This window comes from Terriglobales bacterium, from assembly GCA_035487355.1.
GTDB lineage: Bacteria > Acidobacteriota > Terriglobia > Terriglobales > Acidobacteriaceae > QIAW01.
In genome coordinates, this window is the sequence record DATHMF010000104.1 from 25,838 (window position 1) to 44,974 (window position 19,137).

The 19,137-nt window shown below is 55.1% G+C and carries 8 protein-coding genes and 1 tRNA gene; 7 read left to right on the plus strand and 2 right to left on the minus strand.

Annotated elements, in window-relative coordinates; translation table 11 throughout:
* The first annotated feature begins 35 nt into the window (after positions 1-35).
* Entirely contained in the window at positions 36-941 is a 906-nt protein-coding gene (locus VK738_18485; protein ID HTD24651.1) for a rhamnogalacturonan acetylesterase, read from the plus strand.
* 7 nt (positions 942-948) lie between these two features.
* On the opposite strand, the gene VK738_18490 is transcribed toward VK738_18485, so the two are convergent.
* The gene (locus VK738_18490; protein ID HTD24652.1) at positions 949-1,836 is read right to left on the minus strand and encodes an NAD(P)-dependent oxidoreductase; all 888 of its coding nucleotides are present in this window, start codon (positions 1,834-1,836) and stop codon (positions 949-951) included.
* A 584-nt stretch (positions 1,837-2,420) separates the two neighbouring features.
* Here VK738_18490 and VK738_18495 point away from each other — a divergent pair.
* Both VK738_18495 and VK738_18500 read left to right on the plus strand, forming a co-directional pair.
* A complete protein-coding gene (locus VK738_18495; protein HTD24653.1) occupies positions 2,421-4,451 on the plus strand; it encodes an alpha-L-arabinofuranosidase C-terminal domain-containing protein in 2,031 nt (676 codons plus the stop codon).
* Between the two features lie 58 nt (positions 4,452-4,509).
* Entirely contained in the window at positions 4,510-6,696 is a 2,187-nt protein-coding gene (locus VK738_18500; protein HTD24654.1) for an alpha-amylase family protein, read from the plus strand.
* Between the two features lie 814 nt (positions 6,697-7,510).
* Here the strand turns inward: VK738_18500 and VK738_18505 are convergent.
* A tRNA-Leu gene (locus VK738_18505) sits at positions 7,511-7,597 on the minus strand.
* Positions 7,598-8,327: 730 nt separating this feature from the next.
* Here VK738_18505 and VK738_18510 point away from each other — a divergent pair.
* The 4 genes from VK738_18510 (at position 8,328) to VK738_18525 (ending at position 19,122) form a co-directional block, all read left to right on the plus strand.
* Positions 8,328-10,682 carry a hypothetical protein gene (locus VK738_18510; GenBank protein ID HTD24655.1) on the plus strand — a complete coding sequence of 785 codons (2,355 nt, stop codon included), beginning with the start codon at positions 8,328-8,330 and terminating at the stop codon, positions 10,680-10,682.
* Positions 10,683-10,832: 150 nt separating this feature from the next.
* Positions 10,833-12,734: a GMC oxidoreductase gene (locus VK738_18515; protein ID HTD24656.1), complete on the plus strand. Its 1,902-nt coding sequence runs from the start codon at positions 10,833-10,835 to the stop codon at positions 12,732-12,734.
* A complete protein-coding gene (locus tag VK738_18520; GenBank protein ID HTD24657.1) occupies positions 12,731-15,427 on the plus strand; it encodes a patatin-like phospholipase family protein in 2,697 nt (898 codons plus the stop codon). Before VK738_18515 ends, VK738_18520 begins: the two co-directional genes overlap by 4 nt.
* Complete coding sequence (locus VK738_18525) at positions 15,424-19,122, plus strand: hypothetical protein (protein HTD24658.1); 3,699 nt, start codon at positions 15,424-15,426, stop codon at positions 19,120-19,122. Before VK738_18520 ends, VK738_18525 begins: the two co-directional genes overlap by 4 nt.
* The last annotated feature ends 15 nt before the right edge of the window (positions 19,123-19,137 follow it).

Below are 19,137 nucleotides of genomic sequence, written 5' to 3' on the forward strand. Positions count from 1 at the left end.
AGCGCGTGCTGGGTAATCCCGCAAGAACACTTTTCATGAAGAAACATCACGTCGCGGCACTTACACTCATCTTCTGCCTGCTTTTTCCGCTGCCAGGACACCTGAGTTCACAACAGCAAACTTCTTCTTCTGCAAGCCAATCGGAAGCGCAGACGGCGACTGGGGCAGCATCTCCATCAGCGGCGAGAAGCCTTAATCCGCAACTCCCGACGCTGTTTGTGATTGGTGATTCCACGGCCAACAATTCTGACCACCGTGGTTGGGGCGATCCGCTGGCGGATTACTTTGACCTGACCAGAATCAATGTGGTGAATCGCGCGCGCGGCGGCCGCAGCAGCCGGACATTCGTTACCGAAGGATTGTGGGAGAGCGCGCGGAATGAACTTAAACCCGGCGACTTCGTGCTCATCCAGTTTGGACATAACGATGGAGGGCCTCCCGACAAAGAAAAAGCACGCGGTTCACTGCCCGGCATCGGAGAAGAGTCACAGGAATTCACGATGCCGAACGGCAGCAAAGAAGTGGTCCATACTTTTGGCTGGTATATGCGGAAGTTCATCACTGAGACCAAAGCCAGGGGCGCCACGCCGATCGTGCTCTCGCTGACGGTTCGCAACATCTGGAAGGATGGCAAGGTGGAACGCGGTCCAGGCCATTTTGGGGAGTGGTCTGCGGAGGTGGCAAAACAAACCGGTGTTGCGTTCGTGGATCTGACATCAGCTATCGCAGATGAGTACGAAAAGATGGGCCAGGAAAAGGTAAGCGCACTCTTCCCGCAAGACCACACCCACACCAGCGCAGCAGGCGCCGATCTCAACGCTTCGTTGGTCGTCAGCGGAATCAAGGGTATCCCTAATTGTCTGCTGATCAACTATCTCTCGGCCAAGGGTAAAGCGCAGCCGCGAGCGTATTTTCCCGCGAGCCCGCCGGAGCTCAAGTAAGGCAACCTCAAGCTCCACGGCGCAGTTCGGAGCGGAGCAGCCTCTTTCTTTTACTGCCTTCGTCAAACGCGCTGACCGATTCCGAGGTTATGGTTCCGTCAATTCTTTGTATGGCCTTCTGTGCTTCTCTGCGGACCCATGCGCGCCGATGTTGTAAGAACGGCATGAGCGAACTCCTTGAGCTTTTCACTTTCAACATCCCTAAAGCCATAACAGCGTGACCGGCCACAACTTCGTCATTGAGAAGTTGCATAGCAGTTTTTGCAGCGCGAGGATCTTTCATATTCCCCAGCGCGAGAACAATCAGTTGGCGGGCTTTGCCGTGTTTCCGCTCCTGGGCCAATTCGATGATGTCGTTGCACACGTTGTCGTCGGCGACGACGGAAAGCGCGTTGCCAATGGCAAGCTTTAAAAATGTCTGCGATGGCTCTGTCTTGCGGAACTCCTCGATTAAAACCGGGGCCGCGAAGGGTTTGGCCGAAGGGACGGAAAGCGCCCGCACAAGAGTCTCTTTAATATATGGGTCCTGGACCTGAGGGAGCCACTCCAGCAGCAGATAAAAATCACAGCGATTCGAGACTTCTGCAACACTGCAAAAGATGCCGCGCTTTTGCGCCTCCTGCAGTACAGATTCGTTGGTTTTCTGTAACGATGTTGCGGCCACGACGAAGAACGTGGACTTGAGATCATCGGGATGAAACGGCCGCTTCTCCCAGGAAATCTTGCGGTCGCGCGCCCATTTTTCAATCAACGGGGTGCCTGACGGGGCGACTAGGTGTACCGATGCGCCGGAGGCAAGCAAAGATTGTATCTTCACCTCGCCTATGGTCGAGGCCCCCACGACCAAACATCGGCGGCCAGTAAGTTCTATGAATATAGGAAATGGTGCGGACATTTCCAGTCATTAACTCCCGTCTACCTTGCTAATGTTGTATGTAATACCTGCAGCGCTCTAGTGCAAGCAAGGACTTTCTTTCCAGAAGCCTATGTTTTGCCGTTCAAAATGAAAGGGAACAACCCCGGAGCCGATAAGTGCTATAGATTAAAGTAGTTGAGGCCGCATTACTCCCGGATTGATCTCCTTATTATTTAAAGAGTTATGCGGATGTGTTTTATATAGTGAAACAAAATTGATTCTTGATCGCAAAGAATTGCCTCCGCCCGACCGCGCAATTTTTCCTTTAAAGATGGCGCCTTAGTCTTCACTGTGCTCGATATTTTGACGTTTCGGTACATAAAACCAGATGCCGAGCTCCGCTGCCGTACTATAAAAACCTGTTACGAAGGCCTAATCGATTCATTTAGCACAGGTTAAGCAACTCAATTGACTCTCGAATATGTTTTGCTTTACGAAACATGCACGTAGGTGAGGAAAAAAGTTGCACCAAGCCAACAGAAACGGTATAGGACTGTGCCCGTCTTTTTTCCCAGATAGATAGAAGACAGAAGAAAGACTTTGTCTGTAAAGACTCTATATTTATGATGACTGAACGCCTGACAAAACTGTTTCGCACCGCGCTCCTGGCCCTATGGGCCGCATTCAGCCTTTTTTCTGCAGCGAACGCGCAAAAAGTCGCCGATTCGCAAAACGTAACTGCTGCTTCCGCTGTGCCGCAGTTTGAAATTGACGGCAGCCAGATTGCCGCTCACGTCAGTCCCACTCTCTACGGCTTGATGACCGAGGAGATCAATTATTCCTATGACGGCGGCCTCTATGGCGAACTGGTCCGCAACCGCAGCTTCAAAGATGATGCCAGCGCTCCTGTGCACTGGTCGGTCGTGCAAGATAAAGATAAAGGCGCTGCTGGCGCGATTGCGCTCGATGAAGCGCAGCCGCTGAACGATGTCCTCACCACGAGCCTTAGGCTCGACGTGACTGCTGCATCAGACGCGCATCGCGTGGGCGTCGCCAACGACGGTTACTGGGGCATTCCGGTAAGAGCTGGCGGAAAATATCGCGCCTCGTTTTACGCAAGGGCCGCCAGCGGTTTCACCGGCCCGCTCACGATCACCATTGAGAGCAACGATGGAGCTACGACTTATGCCCGCGCAGAGATCCAACATCTGACTGATAAGTGGCAGCCCTACACGGCCCCTTTAACAATCAAAAAAGGAGCACCCCTGGTTACAGGGCGTCTCGTCATCTCAAGCAAACGTCCGGCGAGGGTTTGGTTCAACCTGGTCTCGCTCTTTCCGCCGACCTGGCACGACCGGCCCAACGGCAACCGCGTCGACATCATGAAGCTGCTCGCCGACATGAAGCCGGCGTTCCTGCGCTTTCCCGGCGGCAACTACCTGGAAGGCGACACCATTCCCACACGGTTCGACTGGAAAAAAACGTTGCATGAACTGGCGCAGCGCCCTGGTCATCAAGGTCCATGGAGCTATCGCTCGTCAGACGGCATGGGGCTGCTCGAATTTCTGGAGTGGTGCGAGGACCTGGGTATGCAGCCCGTACTCGCCGTCTATGCGGGCTACTCGCTCAAGAAGGATTTCATTGCCCCTGGCCCCAACCTGCAACCCTTCGTGCAGGATGCACTCGATGAAATCGAATATGTCACCGGCGATGCCAGCACAACCTGGGGAGCTCAGCGCGCCCACGACGGACACCCGGCGCCGTTCAAGCTCACCTACGTCGAGATTGGCAACGAAGACCAGTTCGACAGATCGGGCAGCTATGATGGCCGGTATGCGCAGTTCTACGACGCCATTAAGGCGCGCTATCCCGGCCTGCAGTTGATCGCTACCACCAAGGTTACCAGCCGTACCCCCGACGTGATTGACGATCACTACTACCGCAACGCCGGGCAGATGGAAGGCGACGCGCATCACTATGACAATCAAAGTCGAACCGGCACCAAGATATTCGTCGGCGAGTGGGCAACGCGTGAAGGCTCACCCACCACGAACCTGAACGCTGCACTGGGCGACGCCGCGTGGATGACCGGCATGGAGCGCAACTCCGATGTGATCGTAATGTCGTGCTATGCGCCGCTCTTCGTCAATGTAAATCCCGGCGCCATGCAGTGGCATTCTGACCTGATCGGTTACGATACGCTGACCAGTTACGGCTCGCCTTCTTACTACGCTCAGCAAATGTTCAATACCTACCTGGGGGATGTCGTGTTGCCAATTCACGCCGTGGGTATCCCCACGAAAGAATGGCAGCCACCAGCCCGGCGCGGAACCGAGATACTGCCCCCAAAACAACAATTGCCAACCCTCTTCTTCAACGCAACTCGCGACAGCAAAAAAGGCGCCATTTACCTCAAAGTAGTGAACACAGCCGACGCAGCTCAACCGGTGCGAATCAAGCTTACGGGTCTCGCCGGGGTTGGGGCCGAAGGGATTTCTGTTGTGCTTACGTCAGCTAACCCAACCGACACGAATTCCATCACTGAGCCAACAAAAATCGTTCCCGTAACAACCACAGTGAAAGATCTGGGAGCAAGCTTTACCCGGAGCTTTCCCGCGTATTCGATCACTGTGCTCCAACTGCAGACGCAATGAGCGCCAAGCACATTTATCGAAGTGAACCGTCACTGGATTTGGATTAAACTTCTCCGCTATGGATCGACGATCATTTCTCTTGCTTACGGCGGCGTCTGTCGTGGCGCCACCAGTTGAATTCATGCAGTCCATCGCTGCTGCCCCCGACGATCGTTCCAGGGCGTGGTATGCGGTCATGCGCCGATGCGGGCAAATCAACTACAACGAACGTGATCCGCTGGACATGAACGCTGACGCCTGGGGGGACTATTGGGCGTCTCTCAAAGTTGATGCCGTGTTGCTGAACGGCGGAGGCATCGTCGCCTTTTATCCTACTCAGGTCCCGTATCATCATCGCAGCCAGTTTCTGGGCACGCGCGACCTGTTCGGCGAGATGGTGGCCGCCATCAAGCGGCGTGGCATTCGCGCGGTCGCCCGCATGGATTGCAATTTTGCGTACGAAGAGGCTTTGAAAGCCCATCCCGAATGGTTTGAGCGCAATCCCGATGGGTCACCCAGGCCGCATCGTGAAGCACCGGGGCTATTTGCCACCTGCATGTTCAGCCCCTACTTCAGTGAACAGATGCCGGCAATTTACCGCGAGATCAACAGTCGCTATGCGGTTGACGCTTTTTTCACCAATGGCTGGCCATCCACTGGGGCGCCGGGCGTCTGCTATTGTCAAAACTGCCGGCAGTTATTTGACAAGCTGGGCGGTGCTCCGCCGGCGGAGACGGACGCTTCGAGCCTTCTTTACCGGAAGTACTACCTGGCGCACATGGATCGTGTGCTGGAAATCTGGCGGCTCTGGGATAGCATCGCGCGCGAGAAGAATCCCGAATCGGCATATGTTGGTAACCTGGGCGGCGGACTCGACACTGTAAAGGACCTGAAACAAATAAGTCAGACGGCGCAGTGGTTCAACGCCGATCATCAGGGTCGCTCGGGCGACACACCCATCTGGATCTGCGCGCAGCAGGGAAGGGTGGCCCAGTCGGTTATGCAGGGGCGCACGATCACAAATGTCGCGGGCGCCTACAGCAACGCGCAACCGAACTGGCGTCATGTTTCGAAAGCGCCCGCGGAATTAACCTTGTGGCTCGCACAAACCACCGCCAGTGGAATGGTGCCATGGTTTCATTGGCTGGGCGGGGAGCCTGAAGACAATCGTTGGCGAGATGTTGGGCGTAATTTTTTTACCTGGCTTGCGGCGAATGAAACCCACTTCCGCAACCGACGTCCTATTGCCGAGCTTGCCGTCTTATATCCACAACGTACAGTTGCTTTCTACTCCCGGCCGGATTCGCGCCGGCCGCCCTACAGGGGTGCGCCAACCGATTATCTGCAGGGGCTGTACTACGCGCTGCTGGAAGGCCGTTTCCTCTTCGATTTCGTCCACGAGGGCAACCTGGATCTGGCGGCTCTGCGCAAATACCGGGCGCTTCTGATTCCGAACGCTGCTTATTTGAGTGACGGGCAGTGCCAGATCATTCGCCAATACGTAGCCGGAGGAGGGTCTCTTCTCGCTACTTTCGAAACCTCGCGCTACACCGAGTGGGGAGACCTCCGCCCTGACTTTCAACTGGCCGATATCTTTGGAGCGCATGTGAATGGTGAGGTGATCGGCCCCCAGGGAAACAGCTATGCGAGGATTGAGCGAAAGCATCCTATCCTGAACGGTTTTGATCATACCGCCTTGCTGCCTGGCGCGGAAAACCGGGTTCCCGTGCGCAGCGACTTGATGCCGCTGACCTTGAGCGTAGTTCCCGCTTATCCGGCGTTTCCGCCCGAGATGGTCTACCCGCGTACTCCCCACACATCGGAGCCGGCCGCCATCTTTCGTGAACTGGGGAGTTCTCGAATTGCTTTTTTCCCCGGCGACGTCGACCGCACTTGCTGGCGCTCGGGAAATACCGACCTCAGCCTGCTGTTGCAGAATGCCATCCACTGGGTGCAAGGTGCAGAACCCCCGATAGTTTCAGTCGTTGGCGACGGAGTAATTGAGCTCTTCGCGTGGGAAACCGAGCGCGGCTATGCACTTCACCTGCTCAACTATACCAACCCAAACATGACCCGCGGCTACGTTCGTCGCTTCTATCCCGTGGGCCCATTCGAGGTGCGCTTCAAAGTTGGTGACGGCCGGCCAGTCAGGAGTGTCCAGGCACTGCGCTCCGATCGTACAGTTAAGTTTCAGCAACAGGCTGGAACCATCACCTTCGAAACACCCACGATCGAAGATTATGAAGTTCTGGGATTGTGTAGCTGATTAACGCTGATTTTTCGGAAGAGATGCGGGGCGACCCCACCCCACTTGCTGGCAGGCGTTTTGGGTGCCCAAAATCGCGTCTGACCCTCGTCATTATTGGCGAAAGTCGAGCTGGAGCGGGGGACTTGCTGCTAGTCCAAAAACAGCTCACCACAGAGACACAGAGGCACAGAGAAAAGCAAAAGACGTTCGCCGCAAATGAACGCGGATCAACGCAGATTTTCGGAAGATTGTGGGGCGACCCCCCACCCCCACTTGCTAGCAGGCGTTTTTGAGTCCCAAAATCGCGTTTGACCCGCGTCATTATTGGCGAAAGTCGATCTGGAGTGGGGACTTGCTGCTAATAGCAGTCCCCAGTCCCAAATCCTCAGCAAAAGCAACCGCAAAGCCTTTCGCCGCAGATGAACGCTGATCAACGCAGATTTTCGGAAGATTGCGGGCGACCCCACCCCACTTGCTGGCAGGTGTTTTTGAGTGCCAAAATCGTGTCTGACCCGCGTCATTATTGGCGGAAATCGAACTGGAGCGGGGGACTTGCTGGAGCCGGTCCTCGGTACTCAGTCCTCAGAATCGGAACAAATTTTCAAAGACCTAAAGGGTCATGAAACCCCCGCATTCTCGAATGCTGGCCTCGCTCTTTGGCGGTTGTTTTTCACCGGCAACCGGCAACCGCTTCTCAATGATGACCCGCAGTTTCGCAGGAGTCAATGTTTTGATATCAGATTGATATCAGTCGGCAGTTTGTAGAGGAAACAACGGGATAGCCACGGATTTAGGGACTAAAAGCCAGTTTTTAGGGACTTTCTTTCAAAGCTGGTGCCGAAGAAGGGACTCGAACCCCCACACCCTTGCGGGTACATGGACCTGAACCATGCGCGTCTGCCAATTCCGCCACTTCGGCTTGAAGTTGCTGGACGGCAGCGATCTGATAGCCGTCCGCAAACGGAAGGAAACTAAAGATTTATTTTTACAAAGCTGGGGCAGCCTGTCAAACGTGGTCTTCATAATATATATAAGGGTACGCAGCCAAGGTCGAGCTGTGCCACAAAGAGTCTAGTAGGACGCCATAGGAGACGCAGCAAGCTGCGTCTCTACGAAAGATTCTTCCGAGCTGTACGTAAACGCCCGGTAATCCTCCAACCTGCCAATTCTTTCGCCACCAGGTGCAGGTTCCCGGTAGTTCCATCAACAGGCGCGGCTGCGGGTATGCTATGCAAGCCTGTAGTTCTATTCTGGAACAGTTCCATTTCGGAAAAGAGGCTTCGGGATTTTGTTCCAAGGCCGTTGACTAACGGGGTGAGGAACATTTACTTATGCTCAACCTCAATTTTTAGAGATCGGCCGTAACATAGCCATCTCTCTATCGCTGCTGCATTGCCTTACGACAATTGATTGCGAGGGAGTAACGTTTCCAGCGCGGGGCTCACTAATGTAAGTGAGAATATCCGCAAGCTGGGTTGTCCTAACAGCCTTTCTAACCAGTATCGAGCCATTGCGGAAAGAGGTGAACAGTGGTGAATTCCGGTCCCAATCATAGACGCTTACCTCAACTTAAAGTTTTTTGCTTCGCTTGTCTGCTGTTGGTCCTGTTTGTAAGTTGTGGCAAGCAAGAGCCACAGCCAGGGCACGTATTGGATGAAGCCCGCCTTGCGGGGCGTCCTGCCGACAGCTTTCCCGCCGCGGGCGAGGATTACTTCCATGATATGGATGGCGGCATTGCGCTTACGCCAGATGAGGTCAAAGGCCGTAATACCTGGTTGATTTGGACGGGCGGGAATGATCGCTTTTGGGACAGCATTTCCACGTCAAGCTTCGGCACCCTGGATTTTCTTAAGACACTATCGTCTCATCCAAGCCTCAAGTACACCCGTGACAACCGGTGGGAGTATCTCGGCCTGGTGAATGAGCCCTGCTTCGAAAAGGCCACTGGCCCGGATCCGCAGAGATTTGGATTGTGGCTGGATAAACGGAAGAGTGGCCCGGATTGTCCGGCAGAACCGTTTGAGGACGATAAAAAATATCCTGGAGTTGCGATAGGCGCCCGGGGCAAAAACATTCCTGCGGGATCTTTCTACGGCTATGCGACTGGCATTGTCGGGCTGCGGCTGTTTCCCAATCCTGCATTTGATGACGCCGCCGCCAAGAAGTGGGACGCGGAGCGCTACTACAACGATCCTACGTACTACCTGTCCAAAGACCTGGTTAAGCCCTACCGGGTAGGCATGTCGTGTGCGTTTTGCCATGTCGGGCCGAATCCGACCAAGCCTCCGGCGGACCCTGATAACCCAAAGTGGGAAAACATCAGCTCCAACGTGGGGGCGCAGTACTTCTGGGTTGACCGGATTTTTGACTGGGAGGCCGATCCGAAAAGCTTCGCCTTCCAACTCTTTCACACGGCGCGGCCGGGGAGCCTCGATACTTCATTGGTCTCTACCGACAACATCAATAATCCGCGAACCATGAATGCAATCTACAACCTGGGGCCGCGGCTACAGCAGGCCAAGCGATTTGGGAAAGAGACGCTGGCGGGTGGCGGGCTGAACAACAAACAATTCAACGATTTCGTGAAAGAAGGACCGCTTACGGAATTCTTCCAGAAGCCGGACACGGTCTGGTCGCCGAGAGTTTTAAAGGACGGTGCAGATTCAGTTGGGGCCTTGGGCGCACTTAATCGTGTTTACCTGAACATCGGGCTGTTTAGCGAAGAGTGGCTGCTGCACTTCAATGCGCTCATTGGTGGCAAGCCCACGACGCCGATCCAGATCGCGGATGCCAGGAATAACTCCTCGTATTGGGGAGCTACCGAAGCGCAGACGGTCAATATGGCCCTTTTCTTCCTGAAGAGCACAGCGCCGCACAAGCTCAAAAACGCTCCGGGGGGAACTGGATATCTGAGTAAAAACCAGGCCCAGCTCACGCGCGGCAAGGTGGTATTTGCGGAGACATGCGCGCGCTGCCATTCGAGCAAGCTGCCGACGCCGGCCCCGGGGGTTGATCCCGGTGGATGCTCCGGGCCGAAGTATCTTGATTGCTGGAACGAGTATTGGGCGTGGACGAAGACACCCGAATTCAAGCAGAAAATGCGCGCGATTGTGCTGCGCGACGACTTCCTCGATGGAAATTACCTGTCGAGCGAGCTGCGCATTCCAGTGACCCTGTTACAGACCAATGCGTGCAGTCCACTGGCAACGAACGCGATTGGCGGGAACATCTGGGACAACTTTTCTTCGCAGACATACAAAGACCTTCCCTCTGTGGGTGCAATTACCGTCTATGACCCTTACACAGGAGAAAAAAGCAGCTACCAAATGCCAGCCGGCGGGCGTGGATACACCCGCCCGGCTTCACTCATCAGCTTGTGGTCAACCGCACCCTTCCTGCTGAACAACAGTGTGGGGAAGTTTGAGCCCAGTCCTTCGGTTGATGCCCGCATGAGGTCGTTCAATGACTCGATTGAGAAGATGCTCTGGCCGGAGAAGCGTGAGAAAGACTCTCTTTTGGGAGACAAAGTGCCCGGTGTGATTGATCGCACCACAACCACGAGCTATCTCATCGTGCCCGCGGGGTATCTCCCTGACAAGCTGCGTCCGCTTCTCGGATTCGGCAGCCGTGTTCTGCCTTCGGTCTTCGGCGAGGGCGGCCTCGAAATAGGACCTATCCCTGCCGGCACACCGGTCGATTTGCTGGCGAATTTGAACCTGTTGCCGGAGAGCGCAGATCCGGCGGAACGGCTGAAACATGATGAGCAGGTTGTTACGCTTTTGCTCAAGCTGAAGCAAGACCTGAAGAGTCTCCCAGCAGGGGCGAGCGACGAAGATGCGCGCAAGGTTTTTGCGAACGTGGCCAAGCCGTTATTCGAATTGAGCAAATGCCCGGACTACGTGGTCAACCGCGGCCATTATTTCGGCACCAGTTACGCGACTGGCGAGCCGGCATTGAGCGATGAAGATAAACGAGCACTGATCGAATTCCTGAAGACATTCTAGAAGCGGCAGGCAGATCAGGCGCGAGTAGGGAACAGCCGGCGCTTGCATGTCCCAAGCGCAGCAAGTCAGGTGAGCCTTGCATCGGGGTCGCAGCCGGAGTGTTCCCAAAGATTTGCAACGTATTTTAATAACCCAGCGCAGGAGAGAGAAATGAGCGCAAGAGATTTTGACTACATCATCGTAGGTTCGGGAGCAGGAGGAGGGCCACTTGCGGCGAACCTGGCGCGCGCCGGATTCAAAGTTTTGGTACTCGAAGCTGGAGGCGATTCCTGCGCGTCGGACGAACTGGGAAGCTACATGTACGAGGTACCGATTTTTCACGGTCTCTCTACCGAGTACCCGGGATGCGCCTGGAGTTATTCGGTCCGTCATTATTCCGATACGGCCAGGCAGAAGCTGGATTCGAAATTCGTGGAGGCGATGAACGGCATCTGGTATCCGCGCGCGGGAACTCTGGGAGGCTGCACCGCCCACAATGCCATGATTACGGTGATGCCACAGGACAGCGACTGGAACTGCATCGCGCAGATCACCGGCGACCAAAGCTGGAACGCAGAAAAAATGAGCAGCTATTTCGAGCGCCTGGAAAACTGCACCTATGTTTCCCCGCCGGACTCGCCGGAATACGTTGCCCAAGGCGTGGTATCGAGCATTACCGAGCTTTTAGAAGGTCAGGAAGACTGGCGCGACTGGCATCATGGGCACGGTTTTAAGGGCTGGCTCACCACCAGTGAAGGCGATCCCAAGCTAGCTTTGAAAGATCTGGAGATTGTGGCCCTGCTTCTCAACGGAGTAAAAGAAGTGTTGAAGGACCATATTGGGAATCCGGTAGTCGGTTTGGAGTGCCGCTTTGACCCAAACGATTCCCGCAACCGTAAGAATAATTCTGAAGGACTTGCGTTTACCCCGCTTGCCGTTGCCAACGGGAAGCGGAACGGCCCACGGGAGTATCTATTAAAGACGCAGAAGGAGTATCCAAACAATCTGACGATACAACTGGGAGCGCTGGTGACCCGCGTATTGTTTGACGGAAACACAGCGGTTGGAGTGGAGTTCTTTGAGGGTGCGCACCTTTATAAAGCCGATCCTGGATTTGACGGCCACGCGCCTTTGGCAGCGCGCAGCGCAACTGCCCGCGAAGTGATTCTGGCCGGAGGCGCTTTCAATAGCCCTCAGATGCTGATGCTCTCTGGAGTTGGGCCGCGCGAGCAACTGAGCAAATTCGGTATCCGCGAAGTTGCGAACCTGCCTGGCGTAGGCGCAAATCTGCAAGATCGTTACGAAGTTGGCGTGGTATCTGAATTGAAGCGGCCGTTCAGCCTCTTGGAAGGGGCAACGTTCGCTCCGCCTGAAAAAGGCGCTCCGGTGGATGCCTACCTCGAAGAGTGGAAGCAAGGCAAAGGCATCTATGCTTCCAACGGCGCATTGATCGGGATCATCAAGAAATCTACGCAGGACAAACCCGAGCCGGACCTTTATGTATTCGGCTTGCCGGGTTTCTTTAAAGGCTACGAGCCGGGATATTCCAAGAACTTCGAGCGCTACCATAACCGGTTTACGTGGGCGATTCTCAAAGCGCACACAAATAATACGGCCGGGCGGGTAACGCTGCGCTCGGCCGATCCGCGCGATACACCGGTAATCGAATTTCGCTACTTCAGTGAAGGCAATGACCAGAGCGGAGCCGATCTCGAAGCAGTCATCGAAGGGGTCGAGTTTGTTCGCGATATGAATGAAAGGCTCTCTGGGATCATTGGCGATGAGCTGGTGCCGGGCCCCGGAATCGACAGCAAAGAAAAGCTGCGCGACTTTATCCAGAACGAAGCCTGGGGTCATCATGCTTCCTGCACCAACAAAATCGGGGCGGATAACGACGACATGGCCGTTCTGGACAGCCGTTTCCGCGTCCGAAAAACCAAAGGGCTGCGAGTAGTGGACGCCTCGGTTTTTCCGAAAATCCCAGGCTACTTCATCGTGACTCCGATCTACATGGTCAGCGAGAAGGCCTCTGACGTGATCATCGAGGATGCGCAGCGAGGTCAAAAAGCATGAAGGTGAATCCAAAGGCAGTCGAATTTTCCCAGGTCGCCGTTGCCGAGCTGGAAGACATCCTGCACCGGCGAGGCGTTGATCTTCCCATATTGGACCGCGCGGAGTGGGTCCAGCATTGCCATGACCAGAAGCTCTTTGGAGTCTCGATTTCTGGAGGAGGAATCCGCAGCGCGACATTTGCGCTTGGCGTATTGCAAGGCCTGGAAGAAAAGGAGCTGCTGTCAAAAGCCGATTACCTCTCGACTGTTTCCGGGGGCGGATACATCGGGTCCTGGCTTCAGGGTGTTCTGAAACGCGACCAAAGTTATGAGGCTTTGACCCGGAAAGTTCCGGGGCCCTCGAGCGAAGACCCCATCACGTTCTTGCGGAAATACAGCAACTACCTGGCGCCTCGGCACGGGTTCTCTATAGACACTTTGCTTATTCCGCTCATCTGGTTTCGAAACATGATGCTTAACCAGGCCATCATCATTTCGGCGTTTGCGGCGCTGTTTCTGCTGGTGGCGTGGCCCGGTATCGGACTTCACCAGTTGGCTGTCACGGATGGGACAACCTATTCCTGGGTGTTTCTGGGTCTTTCGGTGGCATTGGCCCTGGTTACAGTGATTTCACTCATCTACAACCTCAGCCGAATTGCGAAACGGGAATCCGATCCTGATGCTAAAGCAGCATTCCCAAAAGGGAAAGGCACAGGAGCGGTGTGGAAGTTGGTGGTTTTGCCCATCTTCTTAGCCGTGATTTTTCTCACTTGTACGGTCACTCCTAAAGGAGCTCCTTTGCGGTCTGTGGCTGTGGTTGGCGGGCTGCTGCTGTGGATACTTTTTGCGGCCCTGCAGTGGCACGGTGGCTTCGTGCTTTGCTTCAAGGCGCGCCGCAATAACCGCGGCGGTCTTGTTGCGCTCCTCCATATCATCTGGATGTCACTGGCAAGCACCGGCCTCACATGGCTTCTATTTGTTCTGGTCACAAGGCTCGTGATCTCCTGGGACGTCACGTCGTCTTCGGGGAGCCAATTGTCAATGGCGTGGGCGCCTCCTCTCTATTCGCTGGTATTGATGGCAGGGATGACCCTGCAAATTGGCCTGATGGGACAAGATTTTCCCGATTCGAGCCGGGAGTGGCTTGCCCGAACCGGCGCCCTGCTTGTGACCATCACCGGGGTGTGGGCAATCCTGTTCGCCATTGCGATTTTTTTGCCGCTCGGAGTTGCGCAAATCTGGATGAAAAGCAAAGTGCCTATCATTTCCGCAGCGACTGCCTGGATTGCGAGCACGGTCATGAGCGTCCTGGCAGGCAAGAGCAGCAAAACCGGAGCCACAAATGGCAGCGGCGGAGCCAACCAAAGCCAGACCATTGATCTAGTCGCGCGCTACGGGCCGTTTATTGCTGTTCCTGGTTTTCTGGTGGCGGTGACGTTCTTCGCGCAGGTATTGCTGCATATCAATATAATCCGCAAACCTGGGTCGTTTTTCTCTAACTTTGCCAATTCGTATTGGGATTCGATTGCGATTACTACGCCACCATGGGTCTATCCGGTTGCGCTGTTGATTCTGTTTACCGTGATCTTCCTCGTGCTTTCTGTGCGAGTGAATATCAACGAATTTTCTATGCACCACTTTTACAAGAACCGCCTGGTGCGCTGCTATCTGGGAGCAAGCGCGACTAAAACGCGGGCAGCAGATTCATTCACTGGATTCGATCCGCAGGACGATCTCCCGCTGGCTGATCTTAAGTACAACGCATCCCAACCTCTACATGTTCCTTACCCTATTGTGAACGCCACCCTCACCGTAACCGCCGGTTCCGATCTGGCCAGCCAGGAGAGAAAAGCACTTCCCTGGATATTTACCCCCCAATATTCCGGGTTCTTCCCGGGACGCTCGGAAGCCGACCGAATCGCCCGGGGTGAGGCGCCCGAGGCGGCAACTTTTGTAGATAGCAAGGTGACGGGCGGCGGTGGCTTGCACCTGGGTACAGCGATGGCAATATCAGGAGCGGCGGTGAATCCCAACAGCGGATACCACTCTTCACCGCAAACCGCGTTCCTGTTGACCTTGTTCGATGTGCGGCTAGGCTGGTGGATGGGTAATCCCATGGATGCAAACACTTATCAGAGGTCGGGGCCTCTATTGGCGCTGTGGTGGCTGGGGCGGGAGCTGTTTGGTTTTGTGGACGAAAGCTCGAGTTACCTGAATCTCTCTGACGGTGGTCATTTCGAAAATCTCGGACTCTACGAATTGGTACGCCGGCGTTGCCACTACGTGATCGCGATTGATGGAGAAGCGGACAGCGATTACCACTTTGGATCTCTGGGCGGCGCAGTGCGGAAGTGCCGGACCGACTTCGGGGTGGAGATTGAAATTGACCCGCGTCCTATCCGGCCCCGCGACGGTCTCAACGGCTCGCATTACGTGGTAGGACGAATCCATTACCCGGAACCGAATAGCGCGCCGGGCTGTCTGTTGTACCTCAAGTCCAGCATCACCGGAGACGAACCTGCAGATGTTGAGGAATATCGCAGCGAACACAGCGAGTTTCCGCAGCAGTCTACTGCTCAGCAGTTCTTCTCTGAATCGCAGTTCGAAAGCTACAGGCGGCTTGGCTTGCATGTGGCAAGCAAGACGCTGCATGATTTCGAGCTCGGTTCAGACCTGGAGGAGGCATTTGAGCGGCTGGGGCAGGCCCAGCCATGAAGCGCGGCGCCGCTGCCGGTTCTGCTTTGGGAACTGCCATTCTCGCACTTTTCCTGCTGCGCGGCTCGACAACCGGTCCCGGCGTTGCCGCTGTGAATCCAACACAGATGGAGCATTTGGCGGCCGCGGCTCTGGCTGAGACGCAAAGCTCGCCGAAGACATGGCCAGAAGATGGTCCATGGCAGGCCTCGCGCCGGCACTTTGCCGGGAAGCGGCCTGAAGGTGAATGTCCTTTATTTATGGCACAAGGGGAGGATCCCCGAGACAAACAATGGTGCATTCCGCCCCAGGAGCAAGTGCGGGCGATGATTGCGATCGTGCCCGACCCGGTCCACAGTCATATGGCGCTCGTATTCGACCGGTCAGTCGAAGCCCTGCAGCTAGCGGCGCAATCCATGAATTACGTAATTGATGATTACTGGCTGCCGTGGCCGACAGGCAGCGACGGGTCGCGGCCATCAACGAAAGACCAAAATGAAAAAGAAGCGTATCCGGGTTTAGTCATGTTCCGATGGAACGGCGCAGCGAGCGAGAAGATTCCAAGCGTTCTTTACGTTTTTCTGGTCGCCGATACATCCACCGCCGGTATCAATGGCACCCAGTTCAGCAACGCTGTGGATTACGTGCAGAAGGTTTGTATGAATCCCGGGCAGCAGGAGTCTGGGTGTGGCAACTCAGGCCGAATCTGGATCATGGGGCCTACCTTTTCCGGATCCCTCGAATCTTTGCGGAGATTGACCGCCGCAAAGAGTTCCCCAGACTTCACGGCATACAGCGGCACGGTTTCAAGCCTATGTGCTATTCACAATCAACACTTGTTCGATCAACCTGCACTATTGGAAAAATCGTTTTCTCCCGCCTGTATTCAACCAGATGAGACAAGCCCGCCGCATCTCAAGTTCAGGTCTCTGGTGAACGACACAGAGACCGCGGTCAGCAAATTTGTAAGTCTGCTGCAACAGAGCAAGAACATTAACTGCAAGGGCCATGCGGAGATCGCAATCCTCTCGGAAGCGGCCACCACCTATGGGACGGTAGGGAGCAGTGGGATGAGCAGGACCGATTCTGAGACGCAGCGCAGGACCGATCCTGACGATCAGCCTGTCTCCTGCGAGCTGGACTCTTTTTCTTATCCGCGCGAGATTTCCAGCCTGCGCAACGCATACCAGAAGGCGGTGGGCCAGACCTCCGCTTCTGGGGCGAACAATTCAGGGGCTGCACAAAATTCCCTGCCGTTCGATCTTACCGACAGGCAACCCAACAACAGCGATGAGCCACCCGACTTCTCCATGCAACAGGGGCCGCTCTCTAAAGAGGCGGTGCTGATGCAAATCGGGCTCCAGTTGCGGCGCGAGCACTACAAGTACATTGGAGTGATTGGCAGTAATGTGCTGGATGTTCTGTTTCTTAGCAATTTTCTTCGGAACGCCTGCCCGGATGCCCGCCTTTTCGTTCTCAATTCAGACCTGATGTTTGAGCGCCAGCTTGATAACGTGCCGTACATCGGAATGCTTGCGGTCACAACCTATCCGCTGGTGGGGCGCAACTCGTATTGGACAAGCCAGGACAAAACGAACCAGACAAACAGGAGACCAGCCCTCAAATATCTGCCACTTGCCGATCAATATGAGGAAGGCCAATACAACGCCGCCTTGCTGGTAATGAAACAAGTGGTTCCCGCGCCTGACCCGGATAAAAATTCCGGTCTTCGTGAATTCCGCGAGCCTTTCGTGAAATCTCAAGCGGACTTTGATCCCAAAACAACGCCGCTTCCGCTATGGCTCACAGCGGTAGGTACGGGAGGGTATTGGCCGATACAGATCCTTACCCGGGAGCCAGAATCCGGCTCTACAACACCGACGCAAGGTCTCGACCCTATATTGGAAGATGTAGATTTTTCCGCGGGCTGGCATGTAATCACGCTGCTACTGTGTGCGCTCGCCTTCCTGCATATTTTCATACTCTGGACAGCTTCGAATTTGAAGTCACGGTTCCGCGACTTTGCCCTGGGCTGCGCAGCTCCCGGACAACGTCTATTTTTCATCAACGTGGCTTCTGCCTGTCTCGCCCTTGCCTTGGCGATGCTGGCAGCACCAGCGTGGCGCTTCGGCCTTCGTGCAGGATTTTCTGTCCTGGCAATTGTGGTTGTGGTCCCTATTGCCATTTTGGGTCTTTTGCTCATCTGTGCCTGGCTGAATTATGTTTTCCATGGGATTTGGCAGAAAGCAAAAGAAGAGAAGCAAGCGGAGGCAAAGCTCCCCTTCTGGAGCAAGAACGGTCTTTGTGCGGTAGTGTGGGTTCTTGCCGTCGCCGGAGCAGGACTCTGGCTGTTGCTTCTGGCTGACGGCCCCTCGCACTATGGTTTCTTTTTCGCTTATCGTACAGTGAACCTGGCAACCGGCGTCTCCCCGTTTACGCCTATGCTCCCGCTGTTTGCCGCCTCGTACTGCTGGTGCGTCTTTGAGATATGGCGGCTGCGCTTTCATGATCACGTTCGCCCGAAGCTGAACATTACCAATGGCCTCCCTGGCGCCCGGAGTGAAAATTGCATTGCGGACTCTGTCTACAGGTATTTTCTCAACCCAAACTATCAGATCGTTTTTTTTCTCATCTTCGGGGTATGGCTGTTCTTCTTCAATCCTTTCCAGCCTTTCTGGTTGTTTGAGCACGTTGCTTTTAGCGTGCTTTATGGCGTGCTGTTGTGCATCTTGGTGGCGCTAACGCTCTCCGGCGGGCTGCGCCTGGTACAAATCTGGTCGAGGCTGAGAAAGCTCTTGCGGGAGCTGGAGTGGTCGCCGATTCGCCTGGCCTTCAGCCGCCTGAAAGAGGGGAGTTGGTCTCCTATATGGGAGTCCGGTGGACAGGACGTTGAATGGACCAATATGGCCCGCTCTTTCGAGGTCATAGAACAGATCAACAGTTGCGGCCGTGATCCGGACGCCCAACTGAAGGTGGACGACGCTCTAAAACAAGCCATAGAAGCGGCCGTGGCCAAAAGAAACGAGCTCCGCAACCAATTACCGGGCAGAACGGTTTCTTCTCAACAAGCTGCCACCGCCGACAACCGCACCCCTTCGAAAGCAAAGGCGGATAGCGAGATTCTTCACGCCGTGGAGAAGTGCTTCTGCGAGCTTCAGGGGCTGCTGGCAAATGTGCTCAATGCCTGCCTGAGCGACCTTCGAGGATATTGGCTGACGCACTGTTCGGAAGAAAAAGACGAGCTGGAGAAAGGCGAAAAGCAGGTCGTTGTCTATTGCCAGCCGGAAAAGACCGATGAGAAGGTACTGCAGATGCAGCGCCTGGAGGAGTTCGTGGCCCTGCGCTACATGGCATTTATCCGCTGCGTGCTGGGGCACATCAAGCATTTGCTGATCCTGCTGGCTATTTTGTTCAGCCTGGCGCTGATCTCGCTGAATGTCTACGCCTTTGAGCCCCACCAGTCCCTGGTTTGGTCATTTACCGCCATCTTTGCCGTCATTGGTGTCACGATCCTGATTGTCCTTATGCAGCTGCACAAGGACCCCATCCTGAGCCGCATCACCGGCACCAAACCCAACGAGCTTGGGCTGGACTTCTATTACCGGGTCATCTCCTTTGGCGCTGTGCCGCTGCTTACCTTGTTGGCAACCCAGTTCCCGGCCATCGGGCACTATTTATCATCGTTCTTCCAACCTGGCCTGGAAGCGCTAAAATAGCTGCAGCCGCGACGT